The organism is Microbacterium luteolum (assembly GCF_039533965.1).
Taxonomy (GTDB): Bacteria; Actinomycetota; Actinomycetes; order Actinomycetales; family Microbacteriaceae; genus Microbacterium; species Microbacterium luteolum.
In genome coordinates, this window is the sequence record NZ_BAAAUN010000001.1 from 1435589 (window position 1) to 1458526 (window position 22938).

General features: G+C 69.8%; 23 protein-coding genes. 8 read left to right on the forward strand and 15 right to left on the reverse strand.

Features of this window, described 5'->3' with window-relative positions; genetic code table 11:
* Positions 1–3: 3 nt before the first annotated feature.
* The 12 genes from ABD648_RS06960 to coaA all read right to left on the reverse strand — a co-directional run bounded on the left by ABD648_RS06960 (position 4) and on the right by coaA (position 11391).
* Entirely contained in the window at positions 4–492 is a 489-nt protein-coding gene (locus tag ABD648_RS06960) for a hypothetical protein (RefSeq protein ID WP_282214239.1), read from the reverse strand.
* Positions 489–1568 carry a tRNA (adenosine(37)-N6)-threonylcarbamoyltransferase complex transferase subunit TsaD gene (gene tsaD / locus ABD648_RS06965; protein WP_282214240.1) on the reverse strand — a complete coding sequence of 360 codons (1080 nt, stop codon included), beginning with the start codon at positions 1566–1568 and terminating at the stop codon, positions 489–491. The genes ABD648_RS06960 and tsaD overlap by 4 nt, the downstream gene beginning before the upstream one ends.
* Positions 1565–2053 carry a ribosomal protein S18-alanine N-acetyltransferase gene (gene rimI / locus ABD648_RS06970; protein ID WP_282214241.1) on the reverse strand — a complete coding sequence of 163 codons (489 nt, stop codon included), beginning with the start codon at positions 2051–2053 and terminating at the stop codon, positions 1565–1567. The genes tsaD and rimI overlap by 4 nt, the downstream gene beginning before the upstream one ends.
* Positions 2050–2667 carry a tRNA (adenosine(37)-N6)-threonylcarbamoyltransferase complex dimerization subunit type 1 TsaB gene (tsaB, locus tag ABD648_RS06975; protein WP_282214242.1) on the reverse strand — a complete coding sequence of 206 codons (618 nt, stop codon included), beginning with the start codon at positions 2665–2667 and terminating at the stop codon, positions 2050–2052. Before tsaB ends, rimI begins: the two co-directional genes overlap by 4 nt.
* A complete protein-coding gene (locus ABD648_RS06980; protein WP_282214243.1) occupies positions 2664–3863 on the reverse strand; it encodes a hypothetical protein in 1200 nt (399 codons plus the stop codon). The genes tsaB and ABD648_RS06980 overlap by 4 nt, the downstream gene beginning before the upstream one ends.
* Positions 3860–5458: a sensor histidine kinase gene (locus tag ABD648_RS06985; protein WP_282214244.1), complete on the reverse strand. Its 1599-nt coding sequence runs from the start codon at positions 5456–5458 to the stop codon at positions 3860–3862. Before ABD648_RS06985 ends, ABD648_RS06980 begins: the two co-directional genes overlap by 4 nt.
* Positions 5459–5665: 207 nt before the next feature.
* On the reverse strand, positions 5666–6472 hold the full coding sequence (locus ABD648_RS06990) for a response regulator transcription factor (RefSeq protein ID WP_282214245.1): 807 nt from the start codon (positions 6470–6472) through the stop codon (positions 5666–5668).
* Entirely contained in the window at positions 6469–6951 is a 483-nt protein-coding gene (tsaE, locus tag ABD648_RS06995) for a tRNA (adenosine(37)-N6)-threonylcarbamoyltransferase complex ATPase subunit type 1 TsaE (protein ID WP_282214246.1), read from the reverse strand. The genes ABD648_RS06990 and tsaE overlap by 4 nt, the downstream gene beginning before the upstream one ends.
* Positions 6948–8054, reverse strand: coding sequence for an alanine racemase (gene alr, locus ABD648_RS07000; RefSeq protein ID WP_282214247.1), 1107 nt, complete (start codon positions 8052–8054; stop codon positions 6948–6950). Before alr ends, tsaE begins: the two co-directional genes overlap by 4 nt.
* On the reverse strand, positions 8051–8410 hold the full coding sequence (locus ABD648_RS07005) for a holo-ACP synthase (RefSeq protein ID WP_282214248.1): 360 nt from the start codon (positions 8408–8410) through the stop codon (positions 8051–8053). The genes alr and ABD648_RS07005 overlap by 4 nt, the downstream gene beginning before the upstream one ends.
* Positions 8411–8533: 123 nt before the next feature.
* On the reverse strand, positions 8534–10381 hold the full coding sequence (gene glmS / locus ABD648_RS07010) for a glutamine--fructose-6-phosphate transaminase (isomerizing) (protein ID WP_282214249.1): 1848 nt from the start codon (positions 10379–10381) through the stop codon (positions 8534–8536).
* Positions 10382–10446: 65 nt separating this feature from the next.
* Entirely contained in the window at positions 10447–11391 is a 945-nt protein-coding gene (gene coaA / locus ABD648_RS07015) for a type I pantothenate kinase (protein ID WP_282214250.1), read from the reverse strand.
* A 36-nt stretch (positions 11392–11427) separates the two neighbouring features.
* Here coaA and ABD648_RS07020 point away from each other — a divergent pair, with 36 nt between their 5' ends.
* The 4 genes from ABD648_RS07020 to ABD648_RS07035 all read left to right on the forward strand — a co-directional run bounded on the left by ABD648_RS07020 (position 11428) and on the right by ABD648_RS07035 (position 15182).
* Positions 11428–12372, forward strand: a complete 945-nt coding sequence (locus ABD648_RS07020) for a Ppx/GppA phosphatase family protein (protein ID WP_282214251.1) — start codon at positions 11428–11430, stop codon at positions 12370–12372.
* A 35-nt stretch (positions 12373–12407) separates the two neighbouring features.
* Positions 12408–12881, forward strand: a complete 474-nt coding sequence (locus ABD648_RS07025; RefSeq protein ID WP_282214252.1) for a VanZ family protein — start codon at positions 12408–12410, stop codon at positions 12879–12881.
* Positions 12878–13624, forward strand: coding sequence for an arsenate reductase/protein-tyrosine-phosphatase family protein (locus ABD648_RS07030; RefSeq protein WP_282214253.1), 747 nt, complete (start codon positions 12878–12880; stop codon positions 13622–13624). The genes ABD648_RS07025 and ABD648_RS07030 overlap by 4 nt, the downstream gene beginning before the upstream one ends.
* 94 nt (positions 13625–13718) lie before the next feature.
* The gene (locus ABD648_RS07035) at positions 13719–15182 is read left to right on the forward strand and encodes a tyrosine-protein kinase domain-containing protein (protein WP_282214254.1); all 1464 of its coding nucleotides are present in this window, start codon (positions 13719–13721) and stop codon (positions 15180–15182) included.
* On the opposite strand, the gene ABD648_RS07040 is transcribed toward ABD648_RS07035, so the two are convergent.
* Positions 15173–16261: a PqqD family peptide modification chaperone gene (locus ABD648_RS07040; RefSeq protein ID WP_282214255.1), complete on the reverse strand. Its 1089-nt coding sequence runs from the start codon at positions 16259–16261 to the stop codon at positions 15173–15175. The two genes, ABD648_RS07035 and ABD648_RS07040, sit on opposite strands and share 10 nt — an antisense overlap.
* A 328-nt stretch (positions 16262–16589) precedes the next feature.
* Between ABD648_RS07040 and ABD648_RS07045 the strand changes: the two genes are divergently transcribed.
* From ABD648_RS07045 to ABD648_RS07055, 3 genes are all read left to right on the forward strand, one after another.
* Complete coding sequence (locus tag ABD648_RS07045; RefSeq protein ID WP_282214256.1) at positions 16590–17486, forward strand: AraC family transcriptional regulator; 897 nt, start codon at positions 16590–16592, stop codon at positions 17484–17486.
* Between the two features lie 197 nt (positions 17487–17683).
* A complete protein-coding gene (locus tag ABD648_RS07050; protein WP_282214257.1) occupies positions 17684–18187 on the forward strand; it encodes a hypothetical protein in 504 nt (167 codons plus the stop codon).
* A 90-nt stretch (positions 18188–18277) separates the two neighbouring features.
* Entirely contained in the window at positions 18278–19270 is a 993-nt protein-coding gene (locus ABD648_RS07055) for a MauE/DoxX family redox-associated membrane protein (RefSeq protein WP_282214258.1), read from the forward strand.
* 12 nt (positions 19271–19282) lie between these two features.
* Here ABD648_RS07055 and ABD648_RS07060 read toward each other — a convergent pair whose 3' ends face one another.
* Positions 19283–20353: an acyltransferase family protein gene (locus ABD648_RS07060; protein ID WP_282214259.1), complete on the reverse strand. Its 1071-nt coding sequence runs from the start codon at positions 20351–20353 to the stop codon at positions 19283–19285.
* Between the two features lie 49 nt (positions 20354–20402).
* Here ABD648_RS07060 and lepB point away from each other — a divergent pair, with 49 nt between their 5' ends.
* Positions 20403–21083, forward strand: coding sequence for a signal peptidase I (lepB, locus tag ABD648_RS07065; RefSeq protein WP_282214260.1), 681 nt, complete (start codon positions 20403–20405; stop codon positions 21081–21083).
* A 10-nt stretch (positions 21084–21093) separates the two neighbouring features.
* Here lepB and ABD648_RS07070 read toward each other — a convergent pair whose 3' ends face one another.
* On the reverse strand, positions 21094–22842 hold the full coding sequence (locus ABD648_RS07070; protein WP_282214261.1) for a DUF4012 domain-containing protein: 1749 nt from the start codon (positions 22840–22842) through the stop codon (positions 21094–21096).
* Positions 22843–22938: the final 96 nt, after the last annotated feature.

Sequence of the window (22938 nt, forward strand, 5' to 3'; positions counted from 1 at the left end):
CTGCTATCCGAGCCGCTCGAACTGCATACCGGCCCACACGAGCCAGCCCAGGCTGTAGACCGTCGCGCAGAGCCCGAGCACCAGTGCCCAGCGGCCGATCGCGCGGCTCTCGACCGGGCGGCGCAGCGACATGATCGCGGCGACGACCGAGACGACGGCGACCGGGATGCCCCAGCCGACGAAGAAGGATGTTCCCAGCGCCACGATCGCTGCCAGCAGGGCCCAGGGCGCCAGCCGGGTGTCGTCGATCACGGTGGCGTCCGTCGCGGGCTCCCACTCGGTGTCGTCGACTGCGTCGAGGTCGGGGCCGCTCACGACCACCGGCTCGATGCCGACCGGCCCCGTCGGGAGCTTCGCGTAGCCGTCTCGGCGCGCGCCAGGGATCCTGGTCGCTCCCGCCGGCCGCTCGACCTCGCCGCTGGGCCGCTCGATGCTCGTGCGGGGCGTCGGTGGGGTGCCGTCCGCGTCCGGTCTACGCGGGACGTCGCTCATGCGGGAACCGCTTCCGCGACCTGGATCTCCGTCACCGGAAGAGTCGAGTCCGCGCCGAACGCGAGCGTCGACGGGCCGCGCCCCGAGGAGATCAGCTCTGCGGCGAGCACCGCGATCATCGCGCCGTTGTCGGTGCACAGAGAGAGGGGCGGGATCCGCACGGTCACGCCCGCTGCTTCGGCGCGCTCGAGTGCCACCTCGCGCAGCCGCCGATTCGCGATCACGCCGCCGCCGAGCAGCAGACGGGGAACACCGAGATCGGCGCAGGCGGCGAGCGCCTTGGTCACCAGCACGTCGACCACGGCCTCCCGGAAGCTCGCCGCGATGTCCGCCACGGGGACGGCCGTGCCCTGGTTCGCCTCGTCGGCCTCGAACCGCTCGACCCAGCGGGCGACGGCTGTCTTCAGCCCGGAGAACGAGAAGTCGTAGCGGTGCTTCGCCAGATCGGAGGCGCGGGAGAGCCCGCGCGGGAAGCGGATCGCGTCCGGGTCGCCGTCGAGCGCAGCGCGGTCGATCTCGGGACCGCCCGGATAGGGCAGCGAAAGGAGTCGGGCCACCTTGTCGAAGGCCTCTCCCGCGGCGTCGTCCACGGTCTCGCCGAGCAGCTCGACGTCGGTGGTGAGATCGCGCACGTGCAGCAGGGAGGTGTGCCCACCGGACACCAGCAGTGCGATGGTCGGGTACTCGAGCGGCTCGGCGTCGGGTGTGAGGATGTCGGCGGCGATGTGCCCGACGAGATGGTTGACGGCGTACAGCGGCTTGCCGAGCGACACGGCGAGGCCCTTCGCCGCTCCGACGCCGACCATCAGCGCGCCCGCGAGCCCCGGTCCGCTGGTCACCGCGACGGCGTCGAGCTCGTCGAGGGTCACCCCGGCCTCGGCCAGCGCCGCGTCGATCGACGGCTGCAGCGCCTCGAGGTGCGCACGAGCGGCCACCTCGGGGACGACGCCGCCGAAGCGCGCGTGCTCGTCCATGCTCGAGGCGATGGTGTTCGACAGCAGCGTGCGTCCGCGGACGATGCCGATCCCGGTCTCGTCGCAGCTCGTCTCGATCCCCAGCACCAGAGGCTCACTCATGCGTTCGCCTCCTCCGGCTCGTCGGCGGACAGCGGATGCCGGCGCAGGTCGCGCCGCATGACGATGGCATCCACGTCGTCCGGCTGATAGTAGCGAGGGCGCCTGCCGATCTCCTCGAAGCCCTCGGCGAGATACAGGCCGGCCGCCGTGGGGTTGTCCGCCCTGACCTCGAGGAACACCTCGCGAGCGCCGCGCTCGCGTGCAGACGCCAGCAGGGCGCGCAGCAGGGCGCGCCCTCGACCCTCTCCGCGATGCTCGGCGATGAGGGCGATGGTCTGGATGTCGGCATCCGGGCTGCCCTGCAGAGCGCGCACGCCGCCGTAGCCGATGACGATGCCGTCGCTCTCATCGACCAGGTACTGCCCGTGCGGGCTGGCGAGCTCCGCGGCCATGGTCTCGGCACTCCACGCATCCGTCGGGAACGACCGGTGCTCGATCAGCATGATCGCGTCGAGGTCCGCCGGCGTGGCGATGCGGAGCGTCATGATCCGACCTTCTTGGGAGCTCCGGGCATGGTCACGTCGGGGTGGCGCATGTAGAGGGGCTCGTCGCCCGTGAGCGTGCGTCCGGCGCTGAGAGCGCGCGCACCCACGCGAGCCAGGTCGGTTCCGGAGAGCGTCGGGACGTCGATGCGTCGGACTCCCGCGAGATGCGCATCCGCATCTACGGCCTTGACGAGGACGGTCTCCGCGATGACGCGCGGGATGCCGTCGGCATCCGCTCCGTCGAAGACCGTGATGGCGACTTCGCGTCGGCGGGCATCGGTGACGATCGCGAACGGCCCGGACGCCGTCTCGAGAGCGGTCAGCGCGGCGGCGAGGTGGCTGGGGACGGCGACCACCGGGATGCCGCGGCCGAGCGCGAACGCGCGGGCGGCGGCGATGCCGATGCGGAGCCCGGTGAAGGGGCCGGGGCCCATGCCTGCGACGACATGCGTGATGTCATCGGGGCCGGCATCGGCGAGCACCTCGGCGAGCAGGACGCCGATGACCTCGGCGTGTCCGAGAGGATCCGCGGTCGCCGCCTCGGCGCGCCGGGTGCCGTCGACGTCGATGAGGGCGACGGCGGTGCCCAGGGAGGTGTCGACGGCGAGGATCACTTCTCCAGGGTAGTCCGGCCGGCCGGGGGCCTGGTCGCGGAGGACTCGACCTCCGAGGGCGGAGCATCCGACATCGTCGCGCGCTTCCATCGGTCTCCGCCTGCCTCACGAGCGCGGACCGCCGCTGCTCCTGCCGCCACGGCCAGCGCGTCGTAGTCGTATCCGGCGGTCGCCACCGTCGCCCAGCCGATGCTCGCCGACGCCCTGATGCCCTCGACGGGCGCGTCGCGCTCGATGGTCGAGATGCGGGTCAGGATGTCCCGCATGTGGAACTGGATCGCTTCCTCGCTCCCTCGGATGATGACGATCGCCCGGGTGTCGTCGATCCGGATGGCGTCGGCGGCAGCGGGAAGCGCGTCCTGGATGTCGTCGTGGAACCGGTTCGCGATCATCGCGAAGGCGGAGCCGGTCGAGGCCTCCCGCAGATCGGCGGGGTCGTCCAGGCGCACGTCGAGGATGGACCAGACCTGCTCGTTCTGGGCACCGGCCTTCTGCAGACGCCACCGAGCGCGTTCGATCGCGGCGTCGGTGACGGCCGGCGACGTGGCCTCCGCCCTGACCAGCAGCACGAGCGTGAACGCGGCGCACGTGCTCAGCACCAGGGTTCCCACCGCGTTCATCCCGCGCAGCGTGCTGAGCTGCTCGTCGGCGCTCACTCCCTGATTCAGCACGGCCGCCACGGCGGCGGCCGCCGCGACCACGAGGAACGCGCACGAGGCGAGGCCGAGCGGCAGGAGGATGTCGCGCGGCCCGGGTTGCCGTCGTAGGAGCTCGTAGGCGACGAAGGCGGCAAAGACGCCGCTCACGAGGAACACGGTGTGGAACGTGGGCAGATACACCGGGGTCTTCACCGTCACCACCAGCAGCGACGGGACGATCAGCAGGTAGACCGCGACAGGCCACCAGATGACCCGCCTGCGCAGGTGCATCCGCAGCCCGATCCAGACGAGCGGCTCGAAGCACAGCAGCAGGCCCGACGCCGCGGCTCTCATCAGGGGATCCGCGGTCTGGTTCCCGGCGAGCCAGAGATAGGCGCCGAGCACGCCGAGACCGAAAGCGGCTCCCCACGTGACCGTCGCCCGGCTCGGACGCGCCAGCGTCGCCAGCGTGAACACCAGGGCGGCCAGAACCGTCACGACGGCGACCATGCTGGTCGTGATGTCGACGTGCACGGGCACGTGGGCGGGCACGATCATGCCAGGACCTCTTTCACTCGCCGATGCGGGAAACGCAGGGTGATGGTCGTGCCGGCCCCGAGGCCGCTCTCCACGACGATGCTTCCTTCATGGGCCTCGACGATGCCGCGGGCGATGCCCATGCCGAGCCCGGTGCCCGCGATACCCGCCAGCACGGCTCGGTCGGTGCGGAAATAGGGATCGAACACGCGCGGCAGCTCATCGGGCGCGATGCCGGACCCGGTGTCGCGGATGACGAGCTCGGCCTGTCCGTCGGCCGCCGAGCCGAGACGAACCGTGATGCGTCCGCCGGCCGGCGTGTACTTGACCGCGTTGCTGAGCAGGTTGTCGAGCACCTGACGCAGACGGAACGCGTCGCCGTAGATGACGAGGCTCTCCGCTCCGCTGATCGCGAGCTCCTGACGGCTGCCCGAGATGAGCGGCGCGTAGGACGCGGCGGATGCCTCGACGACCTCGCGCAGGTCGACCGGTTCGAACGGCTCCTCGGCCGTGCTCCGGGTGGTCTCCAGCGTGCTGGCCACGAGGTTCTCCATGCGCTCCCCCGCGTTGGCGATGACCTCGAGCTGCGCGGTGACCTGCGGGGCGAGGTCGTCCCGCTCCAGCAGGAGATCGACGTGACCGATGATGGCCGTGAGCGGATTGCGCAGCTCGTGCGAGACGACGGCGGCCAGCGCGCGGCGCTCCTCGGCCGCCTCCAGCAGCTCGGTGACGTCGTCGATCACGACCAGAGTGATGTGCGTGCCCTCGGCAGCGGCGGCGATCGTCTGCGTGTCCACCTGGAGCGCGTGCCATCGCCCCTCGCTGTCGAAGAGCCAGACCCGTTCGCCCTGCAGCTGCTCGCCGTTCGCGGCGCGCGCCAGGGTCGTGCGGCCCGGCGGTACGGCGGCGCCGCGTCGGCGGTCGTACTCGACCGCTGTGGAAGGGAGCGCGTCGCCGAAGCGATCGCGACCGTACAGCGCGCGGTAGGCGTCGTTCATCTGCAGGATCCGGCCATCTCCCGCCACCACGACGAGAGCCACGCCCAGCGCGTCGATGATCTGAGTGACCCGGCGCTGGTTGGTCTCGGCCCGCTCGGCCGCGCGGTTCACCTGCTCCGAGCGCCGCTCGAGGAGGCGCCGTGCGGCCCGCGCCCGCTGCGAGCCGATGCGCACCGTGACGCCGAGGAAGCTCAGCGTGATGATGACGGTGAGGACGCGCAGCAGAAGATCGGCGGTATCGCCGGTGCGCTCGGCGAACAGCACGAGGCAGACCCCGCAGAAGGCCACGCCGACGAGCACCCAGTGCATCGTGAAGTAGGTGGCGAGCCAGGTGACGGGGAAGACCCAGAGCAGCCCGAGCCGGATGTCGGGTGCACTTGTGGCGAGGCCGACCGCGAGGGTGTCCAGCAGCGGCAGGACGACCACCGCCCGGCGCGGCAGCCGCTGCCAGGGCACCGCGAACGCCACCAGCGTCGTGACCACGACGAGAGCGAGTCCCGTGATGAACAACGGAATCCCCAGGGTCCCCGGCGTCAACGCGGTGATCATGACGACGATCGCCACGATGCTGGCCGTGAACACCAGTTGCCATCGCCAGATCGAGACCGTGCGGATCATCCTCGCCCGCCCTCCGGTCGATCCTCAGCTTTCACGCAAGATTACTCAAAGATCGGGTCACTGCGCTCTTCAGGCCGCGTCTCGGCTCTAGCCTGCTTTGTGGGGGCTGACTCTGCGACTGGGGATTCGCAGGCGCTGGGCCGCGCGAGTTAGGGGATTCGCAGGCGTTGAGGCCGCGGCTGGGGAGCCGCGGCCTCACCAGCAGAACTACCGCGTGTCGTCGTCCGCGGGAGTGAGACGGTAACCGACGCCGCGCACGGTCTCGACGTACTGCGGCTCGACGGAGCTGTCGCCGATCTTCCGGCGCAGGTTCGCGATGTGCGTCTCGATCGCTCGCTTGTCGGGTTCGCTGACGTGCCCGGTTCCTCCGGGAGGAATGCCGCGGAGACCGAGAGCCAGCTCCGCCTTGCTGCACACCCTCCGCTGCGCCGTGAGGAGCGCCGCGAGCAGCTCGAACTCCGTCGGCGTGAGATCGATCCGCCGCTGTCCCACGAGGACGATCCGGGTGTCGGGGTCGAGGCTGAGGTCGCGGTGCACCATCCCCCGCCACGTCAGGACCGTCGCATCGGCGCTCGGTGCGGGTGGAACGTCGGCCACGGTGCGCGATGCCGGCACGCTCCGCGGATCCTCGCTGCGCGGGCGGCGGAGCAGCGCCTCGATCCTGGCTCGGAGTTCCCGCGGCCGGAACGGCTTGACCAGGTACTCGTCCGCGCCCGAGGTCAGCCCGAGCACGACATCCGACTCGTCCGCCAGCGCCGACAGCATGATGATGAACGTCGAGCTGATCCGGCGGATGCGACGGGCGACCTCGAAGCCGTCGATCCCCGGGAGGTTGATGTCGAGCGTCGTGATGACCGGACCGTGCTCCTCGATCGCGGCGAGACCCTCGAGACCCGAACCGGCGAGGATCGTGCGGAAACCGGCCGCGCGGAAGACCTCGTCGAGCAACGACCTCACGTCGACGTCGTCCTCGATGATCACGGCGACGAGAGCCCCGGTGACCCGTTCGCTCACGATGCGCCCTCCTGACGGATCGTGATGATCCGCGGGGCGTCGGCATCCAGCTCCGAGGCGTCGATGTCGTCGCCGCCCACCGGGCGCTCCAGCTCGATGTCCCACCACGAATCCGCGAGCTCCTCGGCCATCCCGCGCCCCCACTCGATCACGACCACCGATCGGTCGAGGTCGAGGTCGAGGTCGTCGAGCTCGGCGGCGGATCCGAGACGATACGCGTCCACGTGCACGAGAGGCGCACGCCCGACCAGAGACGGGTGCGTGCGTGCGATCACGAAGGTCGGGCTCTGCACCGGTCCGCGCACGCCCAGGCCCTCGGCGAGGCCGCGCGTGAAGGTCGTCTTCCCCGCTCCGAGCGGACCGGTGAGGATCAGCAGGTCTCCTGCCGCCAGCTGTGCGCCGATGCGTCGCCCGAGGTGCTCCATCTCGTCCGATGTGGCGATCTCGCGCCGCCCGAGGAAGGCCGGATCGACGCTCATGACGCCCGCCTCGGCACGCGGTGGCCGATGCGCGTGACGATCTCGTAGTTGATCGTGCCTGCGGCATCCGCCCACTCCGCCGCCGAGGGCACGCCGAGCGTCGGATCGCCGAACAGCACGACCTCGTCACCGATCGAGACCGGGGTGTCTCCGACGTCGACGACGAACTGGTCCATCGCGACGCGGCCCACGTTGAGGAAGCGCCGCCCGGCGATGGATACGGGAAGCCTGCCGGAGCCGCTGCGCGGGACCCCGTCGGCGTATCCGAGAGGGACGAGCACCAGCGTGGTGTCGCGCTCGGTGCGGTGGTCGTACCCGTAGGAGACGCCGGCGCCGGCGCTCACACGGCGCACGGCCGCGATCGACCCGCGCAGCGTCATCGCCGGGCGCAGCCCCAGTTCGGACGAGCGGCGGTCGTCGAACGGCGAGAGTCCGTACAGTCCGATGCCGATGCGCACGGCGTCGAGGCGCATCTCCGGCATGTCGATCGCGGCAGCGGTGGCGGCGATGTGCCGGATCTCCGGACGGATGCCGAAGGATGCCGCGGCTGCGACGCCCTCCTCGAAACGCGCGAGAGCGGCCCTGTCGTCCTCCGGCGAGGTGTTCGAGAGGTGGCTGAACAGGCCGACGATGCGCAGGCGACCGATCCGCTCGAGCCGGGCGGCCTCCGCGAGCACTCGCGCCCAGTCCGCCGGGGCGATGCCGTTGCGCGAGAGTCCGGTCTCGAACTTGAGGTGCACGCCGACCGGTCTGTCGACCGTCGCTGCGGCCGCCGCGGCCTCGAGCTGATCGAAGGAGGAGATCCCGAGTTCGATGTTCTCGGCGGCGGCGCGCTCGAACCGCTCCCCCGGCGCGTGCAGCCACGCCAGGATCGGGGCGTGCACACCCTGCCTGCGGAGCTCCAGCGCCTCGGGGATCTCGGCGACGCCGATCCGGGTGGCGCCGGCGGACAGGGCGGCGACGGCGGTGGCCGCCGCCCCGTGGCCGTACGCATTCGCCTTGGCGACGGCGATGACCTCGACGCCCGTAAGCCGACGGAAGTGCCGCACGTTGTCGGCGATCGCGTCGAGGTCGATGGTCGCTTCTCGGAACGGGACGGTCACAGCGGCGCTCCTTCGGCGACGACGAACGCGGCGGCGAGACCGGCGTCGTGGGTGAGGGTGAGGTGGAGCGTCAGGATGCCGCGCTCTTCCACGACGGCGGCCGTGGAACCCGAGAGGACGAAGTGCGGCTTTCCCGAGGGTTCGGAGGCGATCTCGATCTCGGTCCAGTGTACGCCGTCCGAGCCACCGAGCGCCTTGATCAGCGCTTCCTTCGCCGCATACCGGGCAGCGAGAGACGGAATCCGCAGCGTGCGCTCGGCCGGTGCGAAGAGTCGCTCGCGCAGACGTGGTGTCCGCTCCATGGTCCGTTCGAACCGCGGGATGTCCACGAGGTCGATGCCGGTCCCGATGATCACCCGTTCAGCCTACCGAGCCGTCTCGGCGTTTCGACTGAGCGCCCCCTTTGTGTGCGAGCCACCCCGGTACGAACGCGTCAAAAGGGGCGGCTCGCACCAAAAGGGGCGGCTCGGCGAGACGGCCTACTCGACCGTGACGGACTTCGCGAGGTTGCGCGGCTGGTCGACGTCGAGGCCCTTGGCCGTGGCGAGCGCCATGGCGAAGATCTGCAGCGGCACGACCGCGAGCAGCGGCTCGAACATGGGGCCGGCGAGGGGGATGTGGATGACCTCGTCGGCGAACGGCAGTACCGCGGCGTCGCCCTCTTCGGCGATCACGATCACCCGGGCACCGCGGGCGCGGATCTCCTGGATGTTCGAGACGACCTTCGAGTGCACGAGCGCCGAGTGGCGGGGCGACGGCACCAGCACGAACACGGGCTGACCCGGCTCGATGAGCGCGATCGGACCGTGCTTGAGCTCACCGGCCGCGAAGCCCTCCGCATGGATGTAGGAGATCTCCTTGAGCTTGAGAGCACCCTCGAGCGCGATCGGGTAGCCGACGTGGCGACCGAGGAACAGCACCGAGCGGGTGTCGGCCATCCAGCCGGCGAGCTGGGTGACGTGCTCCTGCTCGCTCGCGAGGACGCGGGCGACCTTCTCCGGGAGGGCGGCGAGCTCGGCGACGTCGGCCGAGGCGTCGGCGACCGTGCCGCGCACGCGGCCCATGTGCAGGCCGAGCAGCAGCAGCGCGGTGATCTGCGCCGAGAACGCCTTGGTCGATGCGACGGCGACCTCGGGACCAGCGTGGGTGTAGACGACGGCATCCGACTCGCGCGGGATGGTCGCGCCCTGCGTGTTGCAGATCGACAGGGTGCGGGCTCCGCGCTCGCGGGCGTACTTCACGGCCATGAGCGTGTCCATGGTCTCGCCCGACTGGCTGATCGAGACGACGAGCGTGTCGGCGCCGATCACCGGGTCGCGGTAGCGGAACTCGTGCGCGAGCTCGACGTCGACCGCGACGCGCGCCCACTGCTCGATCGCGTACTTGCCGACGAGCGCCGCGTAGGAAGCCGTGCCGCACGCCGTGATGATGACGCGGTTGATGCCGACGAAGAGCTCGTCGAGACCGTCGAGCTCGGGGATGACGACCTGACCGTCCTGGATGCGGCCGCGGATGGTGTTCGCGACGGCCTCGGGCTGCTCCGCGACCTCCTTGGCCATGAAGCTCGACCAGCCGCCCTTCTCGGCGGCGGCGGCGTCCCAGGAGACGTCGAAGGGCTCGGCCTGGACCGGCTGTCCGAAGAAGTCGGTGACGGTGACGGCATCCGGGGTGATCGAGACGATCTGGTCCTGCCCGATGGCGAGAGCCTTGCGCGTGTGCTCGATGAAGGCGGCGACGTCGGAGCCGAGGAAGTTCTCTCCCTCGCCCAGACCGATCACGAGCGGGGAGTTGCGGCGAGCGCCGACCACGAGCCCCGGGTGGTCCTGGTGCATCGCGAGCAGGGTGAACGCACCCTCCAGGCGGTTCACGACGCTGCGGAACGCGAGCTGCAGGTCGCCGCCGTTGTCTGCGTATGCGCGACCGAGGAGAGCCGCGGCCACCTCGGTGTCGGTCTCGCTGCGGAACTCGACGCCGTCGGCGAGGAGCTCCCCGCGCAGGGCCGAGAAGTTCTCGATGATGCCGTTGTGGATCACGGCGAGCTTGTCGTCGTCGGCGAGGTGCGGGTGGGCGTTCACATCGGTCGGACCGCCGTGGGTCGCCCAGCGCGTGTGCCCGATGCCGGTCGAGCCGTCGGGCAGCGGCGCGTCGGTGAGCGAGTCGCGCAGCTTGGCGAGCTTGCCGGCCTTCTTGCGCATGCCGAGTGCGCCGTCTCCGTCGATGACGGCGACGCCGGCGGAGTCATATCCGCGGTACTCGAGGCGGGCGAGGCCGGCGAGAAGGATGTCCTGGCTGGGGCGCGGGCCCACGTATCCGACGATTCCACACATGGTTCAAAGATAAGCGGGAACTTTTGCGAGTCGTCCGAACAATAGATCCGGAGCGGATGCCGCGGTCAGAGCTTGCGGAGAAGGACGGATTCGACGGTGTGGTCGGCGCCCTTGTTCAGAACCAGTCTTGCGCGGTGCTTCGTCGGCATCACGTTCTCGACGAGGTTAGGCATGTTGATCTCGTTCCAGTAGCCCAGAGCCGTCGTGATCGCCTCCTCGTCGGTGAGGTGCGCGAAGACGTTGAAGTACGACGACGGGTTGCTGAACGCGCCCTGGCGGAGGGCGAGGAAGCGATCGACGTACCACTTCTCGATGTGGGAGGTGTCGGCGTCGACGAAGATCGAGAAGTCGAACAGGTCGCTGACCGCCACGTCGTTCGGAGCGGGCGGCGGCTGCAGCACGTTCAGTCCCTCGACGATCACGACGTCCGGCCGCCGCACGACGACGTGGGCATCGGGCACGATGTCGTAGCGCATGTGCGAGTAGAAGGGTGCGCGCACCTCGGGGGCGCCGCTCTTCACCTCGGTGAGGAACTCCAGCAGCGAGCGGCGATCGTACGACTCCGGGAAGCCCTTGCGCTCCATCAGGCCACGGCGCTCGAGCTCGGCGTTCGGGTAGAGGAAGCCATCGGTCGTGACGAGCTCCACCCGCGGCGTGCCGGGCCAGCGGCTCATCAGCTCGCGCAGCAGACGGGCGATGGTCGACTTCCCGACCGCGACGGACCCGGCGACGCCCACGACGAACGGCGTCGTCGTGTCGTCCTCCTGCAGGAACGACGAGGTCGCCGCGCCGAGGCGCTTGGTCGACGTGGCGTACAGGCTGAGCAGACGACTGAGCGGCAGGTAGACCTCGCGGACCTCGGTCATGCTCAGCCGGTCGCCGATGCCGCGGACCTCGACGACCTCGGTCTCGCTGAGAGGCTGATCGAGGTCGGCGGCGAGGCGTGCCCATTCCGCGCGACCGATCTCGCGATACGGAGACAGCGGCTGCGCAGAGTCGACGGTGGTCACTCTTCCATCGTATCGGGGCACGAGTAGTCTCTTCCCGTGCGCCTGGGAGTCCTCGACATCGGTTCGAACACCGTCCATATGCTCGCCGCCGACGTCCGCCCCGGCGGTCGCCCTCTGGCGAAGACGAGCGACCGGACGGTGCTGCGCCTCATGCGCTACCTCACACCGGACGGCGCCATCTCCGAGGAGGGGGTGGTCGCGCTCGAGGCGGCCGTCGCGCAGGCGCGTCGCGTCGCGGACAACGAGAAGGTCGACGAGCTCCTGGCCACCGCGACGAGCGCGGTCCGCGATGCTCGGAACGGCGGCGACGTGATCGCCCGCATCGAGGCCGCCCTCGGGCAGCCGCTGCAGGTGCTCGACGGAGAGACCGAGGCCGAGCTGACGTTCCTCGCCGTGCGGCGCTGGTTCGGCTGGTCGGCCGGGCAGCTGCTGCTCCTCGACATCGGCGGCGGCTCGCTGGAGATCGCTGCGGGCGCCGAGGAGATGCCGGATGCCGCGGCGTCCGTCCCCCTGGGCGCCGGGCGCATGACCGTGCAGTTCCTGCCGAACGACCCGCCTGGGGAAGAAGACGTCGAACGTCTGCGAGCGCACGCGAAGAAGACGCTCGCCGCCGTGCTGCCCCAGTTCCTCGCGCTCCCGCGTCCCGACCATGTCGTCGGCTCGTCGAAGGCGATCCGCTCGCTCGCCCGACTGGTCGGGTACCCGGCGCCCGGGTGGTCGGGCACCGACCGGATGCTCCTCCCCCGGGCCTCGCTCGGCTCCTGGATCCCGCGGCTCGCGCGGCTCCCGGCATCCGCTCGTCAGGAGCTCCCCGGCATCACGCCGGACCGGACGTTCCAGATCGTCGCGGCGGCGGTCTCGCTGCATGCGGCGATGACCGTGCTCGACATCGACGAGCTCGAAGTGTCGCCGTGGGCGCTCCGCGAGGGCGTGCTGCTCCGATACATCGAGCAGCTGAACTGGAGCGGCACCCGAAGCTGAGAACCGCGGTCGGCTGCGGTGGCTAGCATGACGGCATGTCCGCTCCCGTCGCTGTCCGCACCCCCGCCGGTGCCGTCGTGGCGCGAGTGCTGCTGGTCGGCTACCTGCTCTTCGTGGGTTTCACGGTGTGGCTGCCCGCCGCCATCTCGGCGAAGGTCACGGGCCTCGTCGGCATCATCGCGAGCTGGATCGCGGATGCCGGGATCGCGTCCTACGCGCGGAGCGCCTTCGTGCTCGAGATCCTCGCCAACGTGGCCCTGTTCGTGCCGATCGGTCTGCTCCTCGCTCTCGCGTGGCCGCGCCTGCGGGTGTGGCAGACCGTGTTGGTCGGCGCGCTGATGAGCGTGCTCATCGAGACCGTGCAGGGGGTGATGCCCTCGCGGTTCCCGACCCTGTCGGATGTGATCGCGAACACCACGGGAACCCTGATCGGCGCACTGATCGTGACGATCATCCTGTCGCTGGCGGGCGTCGAGCGACCGCCTCGTGCGCGTAGGCTGACGGCGTGAACGCGCACCGTCAGGATGGACCACCCGCCGGCATGAGCCGCCGCGAATGGCGCGAATCGCAGGCGCCGGGCGCCGCCGCGGATGCTCCCCCCGCCGATGCGCGTGTCGTACCCGACTTCCTCGGCGCCCCCCTGCCGTCGGAGCAGCCGAGTGCGAGCCTCACGATCCTCACGGTCTGCACGGGGAACATCTGCCGCTCCCCGCTCGCCGAAGTGCTGCTGCGCGGCAGGCTCGAGCAGTTGGGCGTCCGCGTGCACAGCGCCGGGACGCACGCCCTGGTCGGCCATGGCATGCCCGAGCCCGCACTCGACCTCGCTCTGAAGGCAGGCGCCGACCCGCAGGTCGCCGCCGCGCACCAGGCCCGCTACCTCGTAGAGCCGATCATCGGCGACGCCGACCTCGTCCTCGCGATGGCCCGTGAGCATCGCTCGCACGTGGTGAAGATGATGCCCAACCGACTGCGCCGCACGTTCACGGTCCGCGAGTTCGCGCGGCTCGCGTCGACGCTCAGCACCGAAGACGCGCGCAGCGCAGCGGATGCCGCCGGCGGATCGCCGCAGGACCGGTTCGCCGCCGTGCTCCGCGCCGTCGCCGACCAGCGCGGCCTGACGCCGTCGGTCGCTGAAGACGATGACGTGGTCGACCCCTACCGGCGCTCCAGCGAGACGTATGCGCGCTCTGCCGCGCAGCTGGTCCCGGCTCTCGACGAGGTCGAGCGGATCGTCCGCGCCGCGCTCGCCTGAGCCCGGCTTTCCCACGGCGGGCGGTCGTTCGCCGTATGCTCGATGTCGTATCTGCATCCCGAGTTCCCCACGGGATGCATGAGGGGATAAAGAGTTGGAACTCAGAGACTACGTGCGCATTCTGCGCGCGCACTGGATCGTGATCATCGTCGCCACGATCATCGGAGCCGCCGCCGCCTTCGGCTGGAGCGCCCTGCAGCCGCGCGTCTACTCCGCCGACACGACCGGCATCGTGACCGCTGTCGGTGGCGACGGGACGAGCGGAAGCGCCCTGGTGGGCAACCAGCTCGCCCAGAGCCGGGTGAAGTCGTACCTCAACCTCGGCTCCTGGCGCGCCGTAGCCGAGCATGCGATCGACGAGCTCGACCTCGACACGTCCCCCGACGTCCTCGTCAACAACGTCACCGTGACGAACCCCGTCGACACCACCGCGCTGAGGGTGACCGCGACGGGCTCGACGCCCGAGTCCGCGCAGGCCCTCGCCCAGGCGTGGCTCGACGGCATGGCGATCGAGATCGAGAAGCTCGAGGGCGGAACGTCCACGACGCCGGCCGCGATCTCGCTGATGGTGGGCGACTCCGCGCGGCTCCCCGCCGCCCCCTCGTCTCCGAACACCCGCCTGAACCTCATCATCGGCGCCCTCGTGGGTCTCGCACTCGGACTCGTCTACGCATTCGTCCGGCACACGGTCGACCGTCGCGTCCGGCATCCGCGCGACATCGAGCGCGAGACCGGCGTCTCGGTGATCGGCACGCTCCCGCTCGAGAAGTCGATGTCCGACGAGCGCCAGGTGATCGACTTCTCGCTGGAGTCGCAGCACGGCGTCTCGCATCACACGATCGAGTCGATGCGCGAGCTGCGCACGAACCTGCAGTTCATCGACGTCGACAACCCGCCGCGCGTGATCGTGGTCACCAGCTCCGTGCCCGGCGACGGCAAGTCCACCGTGTCGGTCAACCTCGCCTCCAGCCTCGCCGCGGCGGGCCAGTGGGCCATCCTCATCGACTGCGATCTGCGGCGTCCGGTCATCGCCGACATCTTCGGCATGTCGCGTGACGTCGGACTCACCGATGTGCTCGCGGGCCGCGCCGACCTGCAGGACGTGGCCCACCGTCCGTCCCGCGACGTGCCGCTGGCGGTCGTCGGGGCAGGGCGCATCCCGCCGAACCCGAGCGAGCTGCTCGGCTCGCACCGCATGCGCGACTTCCTGGCGGAGATCAGCAAGTCCGCGATCGTGATCCTCGACTCCCCTCCGGTGCTGCCGGTGACGGATGCCGCCGTTCTCGCCGCGGGCGCGGACGGCGTGCTGATCGTCGTGTCCTCGGGGAAGACGACCTTCGACATGCTGCAGCGGGCCATCGAGAACATCACCCGCACGACGGGTCGTGTGCTCGGGGTCGTCCTGAACCGCGTCCCCCGCAAGGGCGCGGAGTCGGCGTACTACGGCCGCGAGTACTACGGCGCGTACGAGCGCTATGCGCAGAAGGAAGAATCCGCCGAAGCCGAGGCCGAGACCCCGGAGCCGGGCGTGCGTCGCCGCGGAGCCGCTCAGGTCTGAGTCGTCGGCTCCTGCAGGAGACCGTCTTCGACCAACTCCTGCAGCGCAGCCTGCACGATCGACCGCGCATCGCCGGTCTCGGGCTCGCCGTGCTCGGCGACGACCGTCTCGACGATGTCGTCGAGCGTGCGGCCGTGGGCGGCCGCCCAGAGGGACGGACCGATGCCGTCGAGCACATGGACCTGTCCGCCCGTCGGCGTGCGCTGCAGGATCGCGGTGCGACCGCCGAGGTCGAGTTCGTCGACGATGTCGGCGTGTGCGAACGCGCCGCTTCCCGCCGACGCGGTGCCCGATGTCGTCGGGCGCGGTGAGACCGCGTCCACCGGCTGGAGCTCCGTTCGCAGCAGCCCCTCGATGACCTCGTCGATGCCGGCGACCTCGCGGTAGCGGAGCCGCACGGCCCCTCCCGTCGCACGGAGGAGGGCCGCGATGCGCTGCAGCGGCGCTTCTCCGTCGCACAGATAGCTGGTCTGCGGCCCGAGCAGTTCGAAGGCTTCCGCGATGTCGAGCTCTTCGAGCGACGGCGTCTCCGGGCCGTCCGGGGAACGGTCGATCACGACGATCTTCACCACACGCAGCGCTGCCGGGAGCGGGCGGCCTCCGTCGAGGCTCGACAGGGCCACCTGGGCCTTGTGCGCCGAGTGCGCCTCGATGATCGACAGCGGCTTCCGGTACGGTTCGACGCCGCCGTCGGCCGCGATCGCGATCGTCTCGTCGCTCACGTAGGCGTACCGCTGCGACAGGTGCCGTGCGGCCGTGGTCTTGCCGGTCCCCGATGGCGCGCTGAGCACGACCACGCGACCGCTCTCATCGGCGAGGCCCGCCGCATGCAGCATCCACACCGGATCCGCCCGGCGGTGCGCAAGAGCCGCGATCGTCACGTCCGTCGAGAGCATCGAGAGCGCGGCATCGTCGTCGAGAGCCTCGCGCACCGCGACGACGGCATCCGCCGGGCGGTCTCCGTCGTATCGCGCGTCGGCCCACGCCTCATGGGCGCGGACTCGGAACTCTGCGTCACGGCCCGAGACATCGACATCGATGACGGCTCCGACCGCACTGACGGGGAAGCGATCAGGCATGCGAACAGCCTATCGATCGAGCCCGAGCCGTCATCCGGACCGCCGATGAACACACATCGCGCGCATTTTTCGCACAATCTGCGCAGAGTTCTTCACTTCGATGTTCGAACCCCGGCACTCGTCCTAACGTGACGGTATCCAGGACAGGGGATCTCTTCACCGAAGAAATCCTCTGACTCCAGAAGAAAAGCGGGGAAACGGTCACCGCGACGGTCTTCGAGACGGTAGCGTGTCGACAACGCGAAGCCAGGGTGCCGGTCGATCTGAGGGGAACGACAGGCACCGAGCAGTCTGGCGCGCGTTCATTCGGCGCACGGAAGGGTGATGCGTGGATCTCGGCATCGTGAGGGAGATCGGTCCGCAGGAGCTGATCGATCACGGCATCCGGCCGGTCGGCGACCGGGCTTCCCTGCGTGCCCGGGAGCGGACTCCGGGCTCCGTCATCCTCCTGACACTGCGCGGCGTATCGAACGAAGTCGCGATCGACACTTCGAGCACTCACCCGGAGCACGCGGTCTTCGCCTTCATCGAGGCGCAGGCGCTGTGGTCCAGGACGCAGGACGAACCGTGGCTGCAGATCGAGAGCGGGATGGTGATCGCGGCACCCGGGCTGTCGCGCGGCCTGCGCTGCCAGGGCGCCTGGAGTGCGACCGTCGCCCTCGTGCCGCGCACGGCGATGGCATCGTTCGTCTCGGCACTGCCGACCGACGCCCGGATCTTCCCCGAGCGTCGCCTGCTCGACAGGGCGATGCAGGACTTCATCGAGGGTCTGCTGGTCGCCGAGGAGCGCGCGACCGCGATCGAACGGTACGCCGTCGAGCAGCTGGTCCTGGAGATGGGCGGAGCAATCCTCCTCGACCGGGTCGGCGCGGTCTCCGGTCAGGGCTCGCCGCGCGCCGTGCTGCGCGACCGTGCGATCGCCGTGATCGCCCAGCAGTGCGGCGATCCGAACCTCACTCCCACGCAGGTCGCCCGCGAGGTGCAGTCGTCGCTCCGCCAGCTGCAGCTCGTCTTCGCGGAGGCCGAGAACAGCGTCGCCGGCGAGATCCGCCGTCAGCGCGCCCGTCTCGCCCGTTCCCTGCTCATCGACAGCCGGTACGACGTGCTGAGCATCGAACAGATCGCGCAGCGCTCCGGCTTCCAGTCGCCGATGAGCCTGCGCCGAGCGCTCGACGAGGCGTACCAGGCGACGCCACGAGCCCTCCGCGCCCAGCGCCGCGGATAGCCCCGAACCGGCGTTTTCGCTCAGATCGCGCAGGTTCAGCGCACACTGCGCTGACTTCTTCCATTCGATGTTCTCGGCCGTTCGCGGCCGCCTACGTTGATGCCTACGAAGAGGCTCCTGGGGGATGCAGACAACGTGTCGCCTCTTCACGACACAAGCGGGCGACCGCATCTGCATCTATGAGGGAGAACAATCTCGTGACCGAAGAAATCCAGAAGAACAGCGGCTTCTCGCGCCGCACCATCGTCAAGGGCGCCGCGTGGTCCGTTCCGGTCATCGCAGCTGCTGTGGCGACGCCGCTCGCGGCGGCATCGGGCGGAGACATCGGTGCGTTCGCACTTGACGGAAGCTGTGGCGTCCTCGGCGTCCTCGGCCCTGGCTTCACGCTCGAAGCAAGTGCAACCGAGCCGATCCCCGCGGGTACCACGGTCACCATCACCGGTGGCGGCATCGCCAACATCGGTGTCTTCAGCGTCACCGGCGGCACGGCTGCCGTCAACGTCCTGTCGCCCACGAGCACCCAGATCGTCCTGAGCGCTGCGGTGCCGGCCGGCGGCACCATCGCCTTCCGCACCACGCTCTCGATCTCGGTCGCGTTCACGCTGAACGCCACGACGACGCTCCCCGCCGGTTACACCGGCACCGGTGGCAAGCCCGCCGGTTCGGTGAGCTCGACCCTCATCCTCTGCTCGGCCACCTGATCGGGCACCAGAGGATCTGAGAAGTCAGACCACCAGAGCGGCCGGATCCTTCGGGGTCCGGCCGCTCTGCTGATCCGCCAAGATGAAGTCATGCACGCATTCGTCGTTCCGTTGACGGTGTTCCTCGCCGTGGTCTTCGCGGTGAGCGCCCTCGGCAAGCTCCGGTCCTCCGACCGCGGGCGGGCATCGTTCGCCGCGCTGCGGATCCCCGTGCGCCGTCCGGATGCCGCTGCTGTCGCGCTGATCACCGCAGAGGCCGTGGTCGCCCTCGGACTCGTCTCGACCTGGGGATGGCTCTTCCTCGGCTTCGCCGCGGCCGCGTTCCTGCTGACGGCCGGCCTCCTCGTCGTCGTCATCCGGGCGCATCGGATGGGCGCGACCGACGACTGCGGATGCTTCGGCGACTGGATCCCCGCTGCGATCGGGCCGCAGCTCATCACGCGCAACGTGATGCTGACCATCGCGTCCGTCGGCGTGCTGGTGCCCTCGCTCCTCGTCCAGGTGCTCCTCGGCGAGCCCGTCGGCGTGCCACTCGCTCTCTCTTCTCCGACGTCGGTCATGGCGACTATCGGAGCGCTCACGGCTGCGGCGCTGATCGCCGTGGCCACCTGGGCGACCGTCCGCGCCTCCGCTGCGCCCCCGGCCGTCTCGTCTGCCGGCGACCGCGGAGCCGGTGCGGTCGTCGTGCCGGCGACGGGCGAGATCGTCGATCTGCTCGCGGCAGGTTCCCGCGCCCGCCTGCTGCTGTTCGTCTCACCGGGCTGCCATGCCTGCGAGACGTCGCTGACGGCCCTCAGAGCGGCCGAAGATGACCTGAGCGGACTCGTGGACCTCTACGTGGTCCAGCGGGCTGCGTCGGGCGCTGCGGACACCTCCTCCGCCCACGCGCTCCCCCGGGCCGCGCGTTTCGCCCTCGACGTCGGCGGGTCGCTGAGTGCGAACCTGGGCACGGGGCGAGCGACCCCGGTGGCCGCTCTGATCGGCACCGACGGTCTCCAGGCGGGTCCCCTCGCGGTCGGCAGCGACGAGACAACACTGCTCTTCGACAGCATCCGCGCACTGGCGTCCAACCCGCCGGCGTGAGCCGCGGCGAGGCTATGCCGTGCGGCGGATCGCCTTCGGCCGGCCCGTGAGCCAGCCCATCACCCATTCGACGGGCCCGGTGCCGACGAAGCGCCACCACAGCCAGCCGACGAGGATCATGCCGGGCACGATGACCAGCCAGCCCGGGTAGAAGTTCTCGGCAGGGCGGCCGTAGGCGTTGTTCCAGAGCGCGACGAGCCCGACGTGCAGCAGGTACAGCGACAGCGCGACCTGGCCGCAGGCTCGGAGCGGCACGAAGATCGCAGCCCAGACGCGCTCTGCCTTCTCGCGACGGACGGTGGCGGCGAAGACCACGCAGACGTAGACGGCGAAGACGAGTCCGAAGTCCTTCAGAGTGTCGAGATAGTCACCGGACTGCACGGTGCCGAGGCGCTGACCGATGCCCCAGGCGATGTAGGCGAGCGGCGCCGCGGCGGCGAGCACCCAGAGCAGGCGGTCGCGTTTGAGACCGTGGCGGATGAGCAGTCCGCCGATCAGGAACATCGGCAGCAGGTTCACGACGCGGTACTGGGGGCCGAGGAACAACCACGTCATGAGCTCCTGGACGGGCTGTCCGCTCGTGTACGCCCAGATCCACGTGCGCGAGAGGGAGAGCAGCGGCTGACTCACGACGAGGATCACGACGGTCACCGCGATGACCACGGGTGTGCGCGCCAGCAGGATGGGCGCTCCGATGATGATGAGCAGCCCGAGGTACGCGAGGACCACGGCCACCCAGGAGCCCCAGCCGGCCATCCAGACGCCGAGGACGACCAGGAAGAGGCCGCGCAGCGTCTGCTGGAGCAGGGTCGTTCCCACGCGTCCGCCGCGACGCCACACCAGTTCCGCCGACATCCCCATCACGAGGGCGAACAGGGGCGAGGCGACGTCGCTGAAGTTCGCGGTGACGAAGTGCACGGCCCATGGGGCGTTCGGCACGAAGGATGCCGCGTGGGCGATGAGCATCGCGATGATCGCGAAACCACGCAGGACGTCAGGAACGAGAAGACGGCTCGGGGCAGACCGGAGCCGCGTGCGGGCCTCCGGCGCGTGCGTCGCCGCACTCGCAGAATATTGGTCCATTCCCTGACAGTATTGGCTGAACCCCCGCGCGCGCGACCTGGAGACCGAGATGACGACCGCAGAATCCCCTGCTCCTCGTCGCCGCAGAATCGGCGGAGTGTGGATCAACGTCGCGCTGGCGCTGGCGCTCACGGCCATCATCGTCGCGTTCCTCGGCCAGCCGTCGTCCGGGTCGATGTCTCCGACGCTCGAGCCGGGCGACCGGATCGTCGTGAACAGGCTCGCTTTCGTCGGCTCCGACCCCACGCCCGGCGACATCGTCGTGTTCCGCCCCGATGACAGCTGGGGCGAGAAGCCCGCTGCCGGCAACTGGGCGAGCGGCGCCCTGCAGTGGATCGGCGAGACCACCGGCATCCGTCCCTACGTGCTGGTGAAGCGGGTCATCGCTAGCGAAGGTCAGACCGTCGAATGCTGTGACGCCGAGGGGCGGGTCCTCGTCGACGGCGAGCCGCTCGACGAGCCGTACGTCGTGAAGGACCTGCCGTTCGTCAGCGGTGAACTCGACTGCGACACCACCCCCCTGTCGACGCGGTGCTTCGCGAAGGTGACCGTGCCCGAGGACTCGTACCTCGTGCTGGGCGACAACAGGGCGAACTCCGCAGACTCCGTCTTCCTATGCCGCGGCGCCGCCGATCCGGATGACGGATGCTGGCGCTGGATGCAGCGGGACTCGGTGTTCGGCAAGGCGGGGCCGATCCTGTGGCCCGTGTCGCGTTGGGGCGGCCCGTAGTCGCCGCGGATCAGCCGCAGCCGGGCGTCTCCAGGGTCACCGGCGTCGCACGCACCATGGGGGTCGTCCAGACGTCGTAGGCGCCGTAGTCCGCTCCGGTGGTGCCCTCGGCGCCCTTCATCGAGACCGTGATCGTCGCGGCCGTCTGCGGCGGTGTCACGACGTTGATGCGCACGACGGAGCGGCCGAGGTGCGTGCCCTCCGCGACCAGTGCGAAGCTCTCCGCGCCCTCGACGTTCCACGAGTCGATCGTCGCGCCGACAGGAGCGTAGACGACGACATCCGTCGCGATGTGGCCGGGCTCGAAATACGGTCCGGTGATGAAGTAGGGCAGCGCGTCAGCCTGCTCCGGCGTGATGTTGTTCGCGAACGTGATGGTCTGCTGGAAGGTCGGCGGTCCGGATGCCGTGCACTGGTCGCTGCTGGAGACCACGCTCGCGTCCGCGTAGTAGTCGGTCTTCGCACCCGTCGTGTCGTTGAAGTAGACGCCGGCGATCGTCTTGTCCTCGTTGGTTGCCGGCAGCGTGCCCGCGAGGCGGGTGTCCGACATCATCGCCTCGATGTCGGGGTTGGACGACCAGATCTTCATCCGGCTCTCATCGCTCGCCTGGCGCAGGGCGTCGAGGAAGCCGAGAGGGTTCTGCATGCCTGTCGTGAGGGTGGAGAAGATCTGGGCGGCGGCCGCGGCGAAGAACAGGTCTTGCTCGGAGCCGCCGTTGCCCGTTCCGTAGTTGAAGTAGACCTCGTTCAGCAACAACGACACCGCGTTCTCGCTCGTGAGCGTCTCTCCTGTTGCGAGCGGGATCGGACCTGTCGCACGGAGGATATAGCTGAGGGCGACTGGATCGGTGGAGATGACATCGTCGAACGGAGGAAGCCCCTCGTCGGCCCACCACGCCCGCATGATCTCGACCGAGGTCGGGAAGTCGGGCGTCGCCGTCAGATTAGGGATCCAACGCCCGATGATGTCCGAGTAGAGCGCATCCGTCTCGGGGTCGAGTGGGGCGATGCTCTCCGGACGCGCATTGGCGAACTGGACGCTTGTGGCCTGTGTCGTGAGCTGGATGCGCCCCTCGGTCGCCGTGACGAGCGCCAGAGCAGCAGGGTTGCCACCCGACGCCCGGAGTTCGGAGTTTCCCTGGAACATCAGGAGATAGGTCCGCGGAGTTCCTTCGCCGAGCGCCGCGGGAAGCACCTTGAGAATGGGCGAGAGCGTGGCGAGCGTGTCGTCGACGCCAGAGACGGCGTCGTCGAGCGACCCCAGGGCGTCGGTGACCTGGGGTACCAGGAAGGTCCGGTCCGTGGAATCGATAGACGCGTTGACCGCCGCGAAGGTCTTGGCTCCGCTCGTGACCAATTCTTCGAGCTTATGCACTGCCGAGAGGTCGATGGCGCCGTCCACAGGGCGGAAGGCAGCGAGATCGAGGTTCGGGAGCGAGTCCACCGCGAATCCGGCGACGTCGTCGACACCTTCGGCGGCGGTTCGCACGGCGACGAGATTCTGCCCGAGGAAGGGGATCCACTCCGCGATCCGCCATTCGAGAGACTTCGTCTCGGCAACCGCACGGTCGGACAGGTCCTGGAGAACAGCGGCATCGGCTGCTGCGCCGGCCGCGTCCCCGGCCACGACCTTCGCCGGCAACCCGCTCGCGACTGGTACTGCCGGACTCAGCGCATCTCTGACCGCGAGCGCCTTGGAGACGGCGATGGCGCCGATCACGCCGACAGCTGCGAGCAGCAGCACGAGCACGCCGACCACGATCCAAACCGTGCGACGACGGCGGGATCTGCGGGGCTTCCGGGAAACGGCTGCTGCCCGCAGCTCTGCGCGGGTTTGGTGTGTGCTGGACATCGT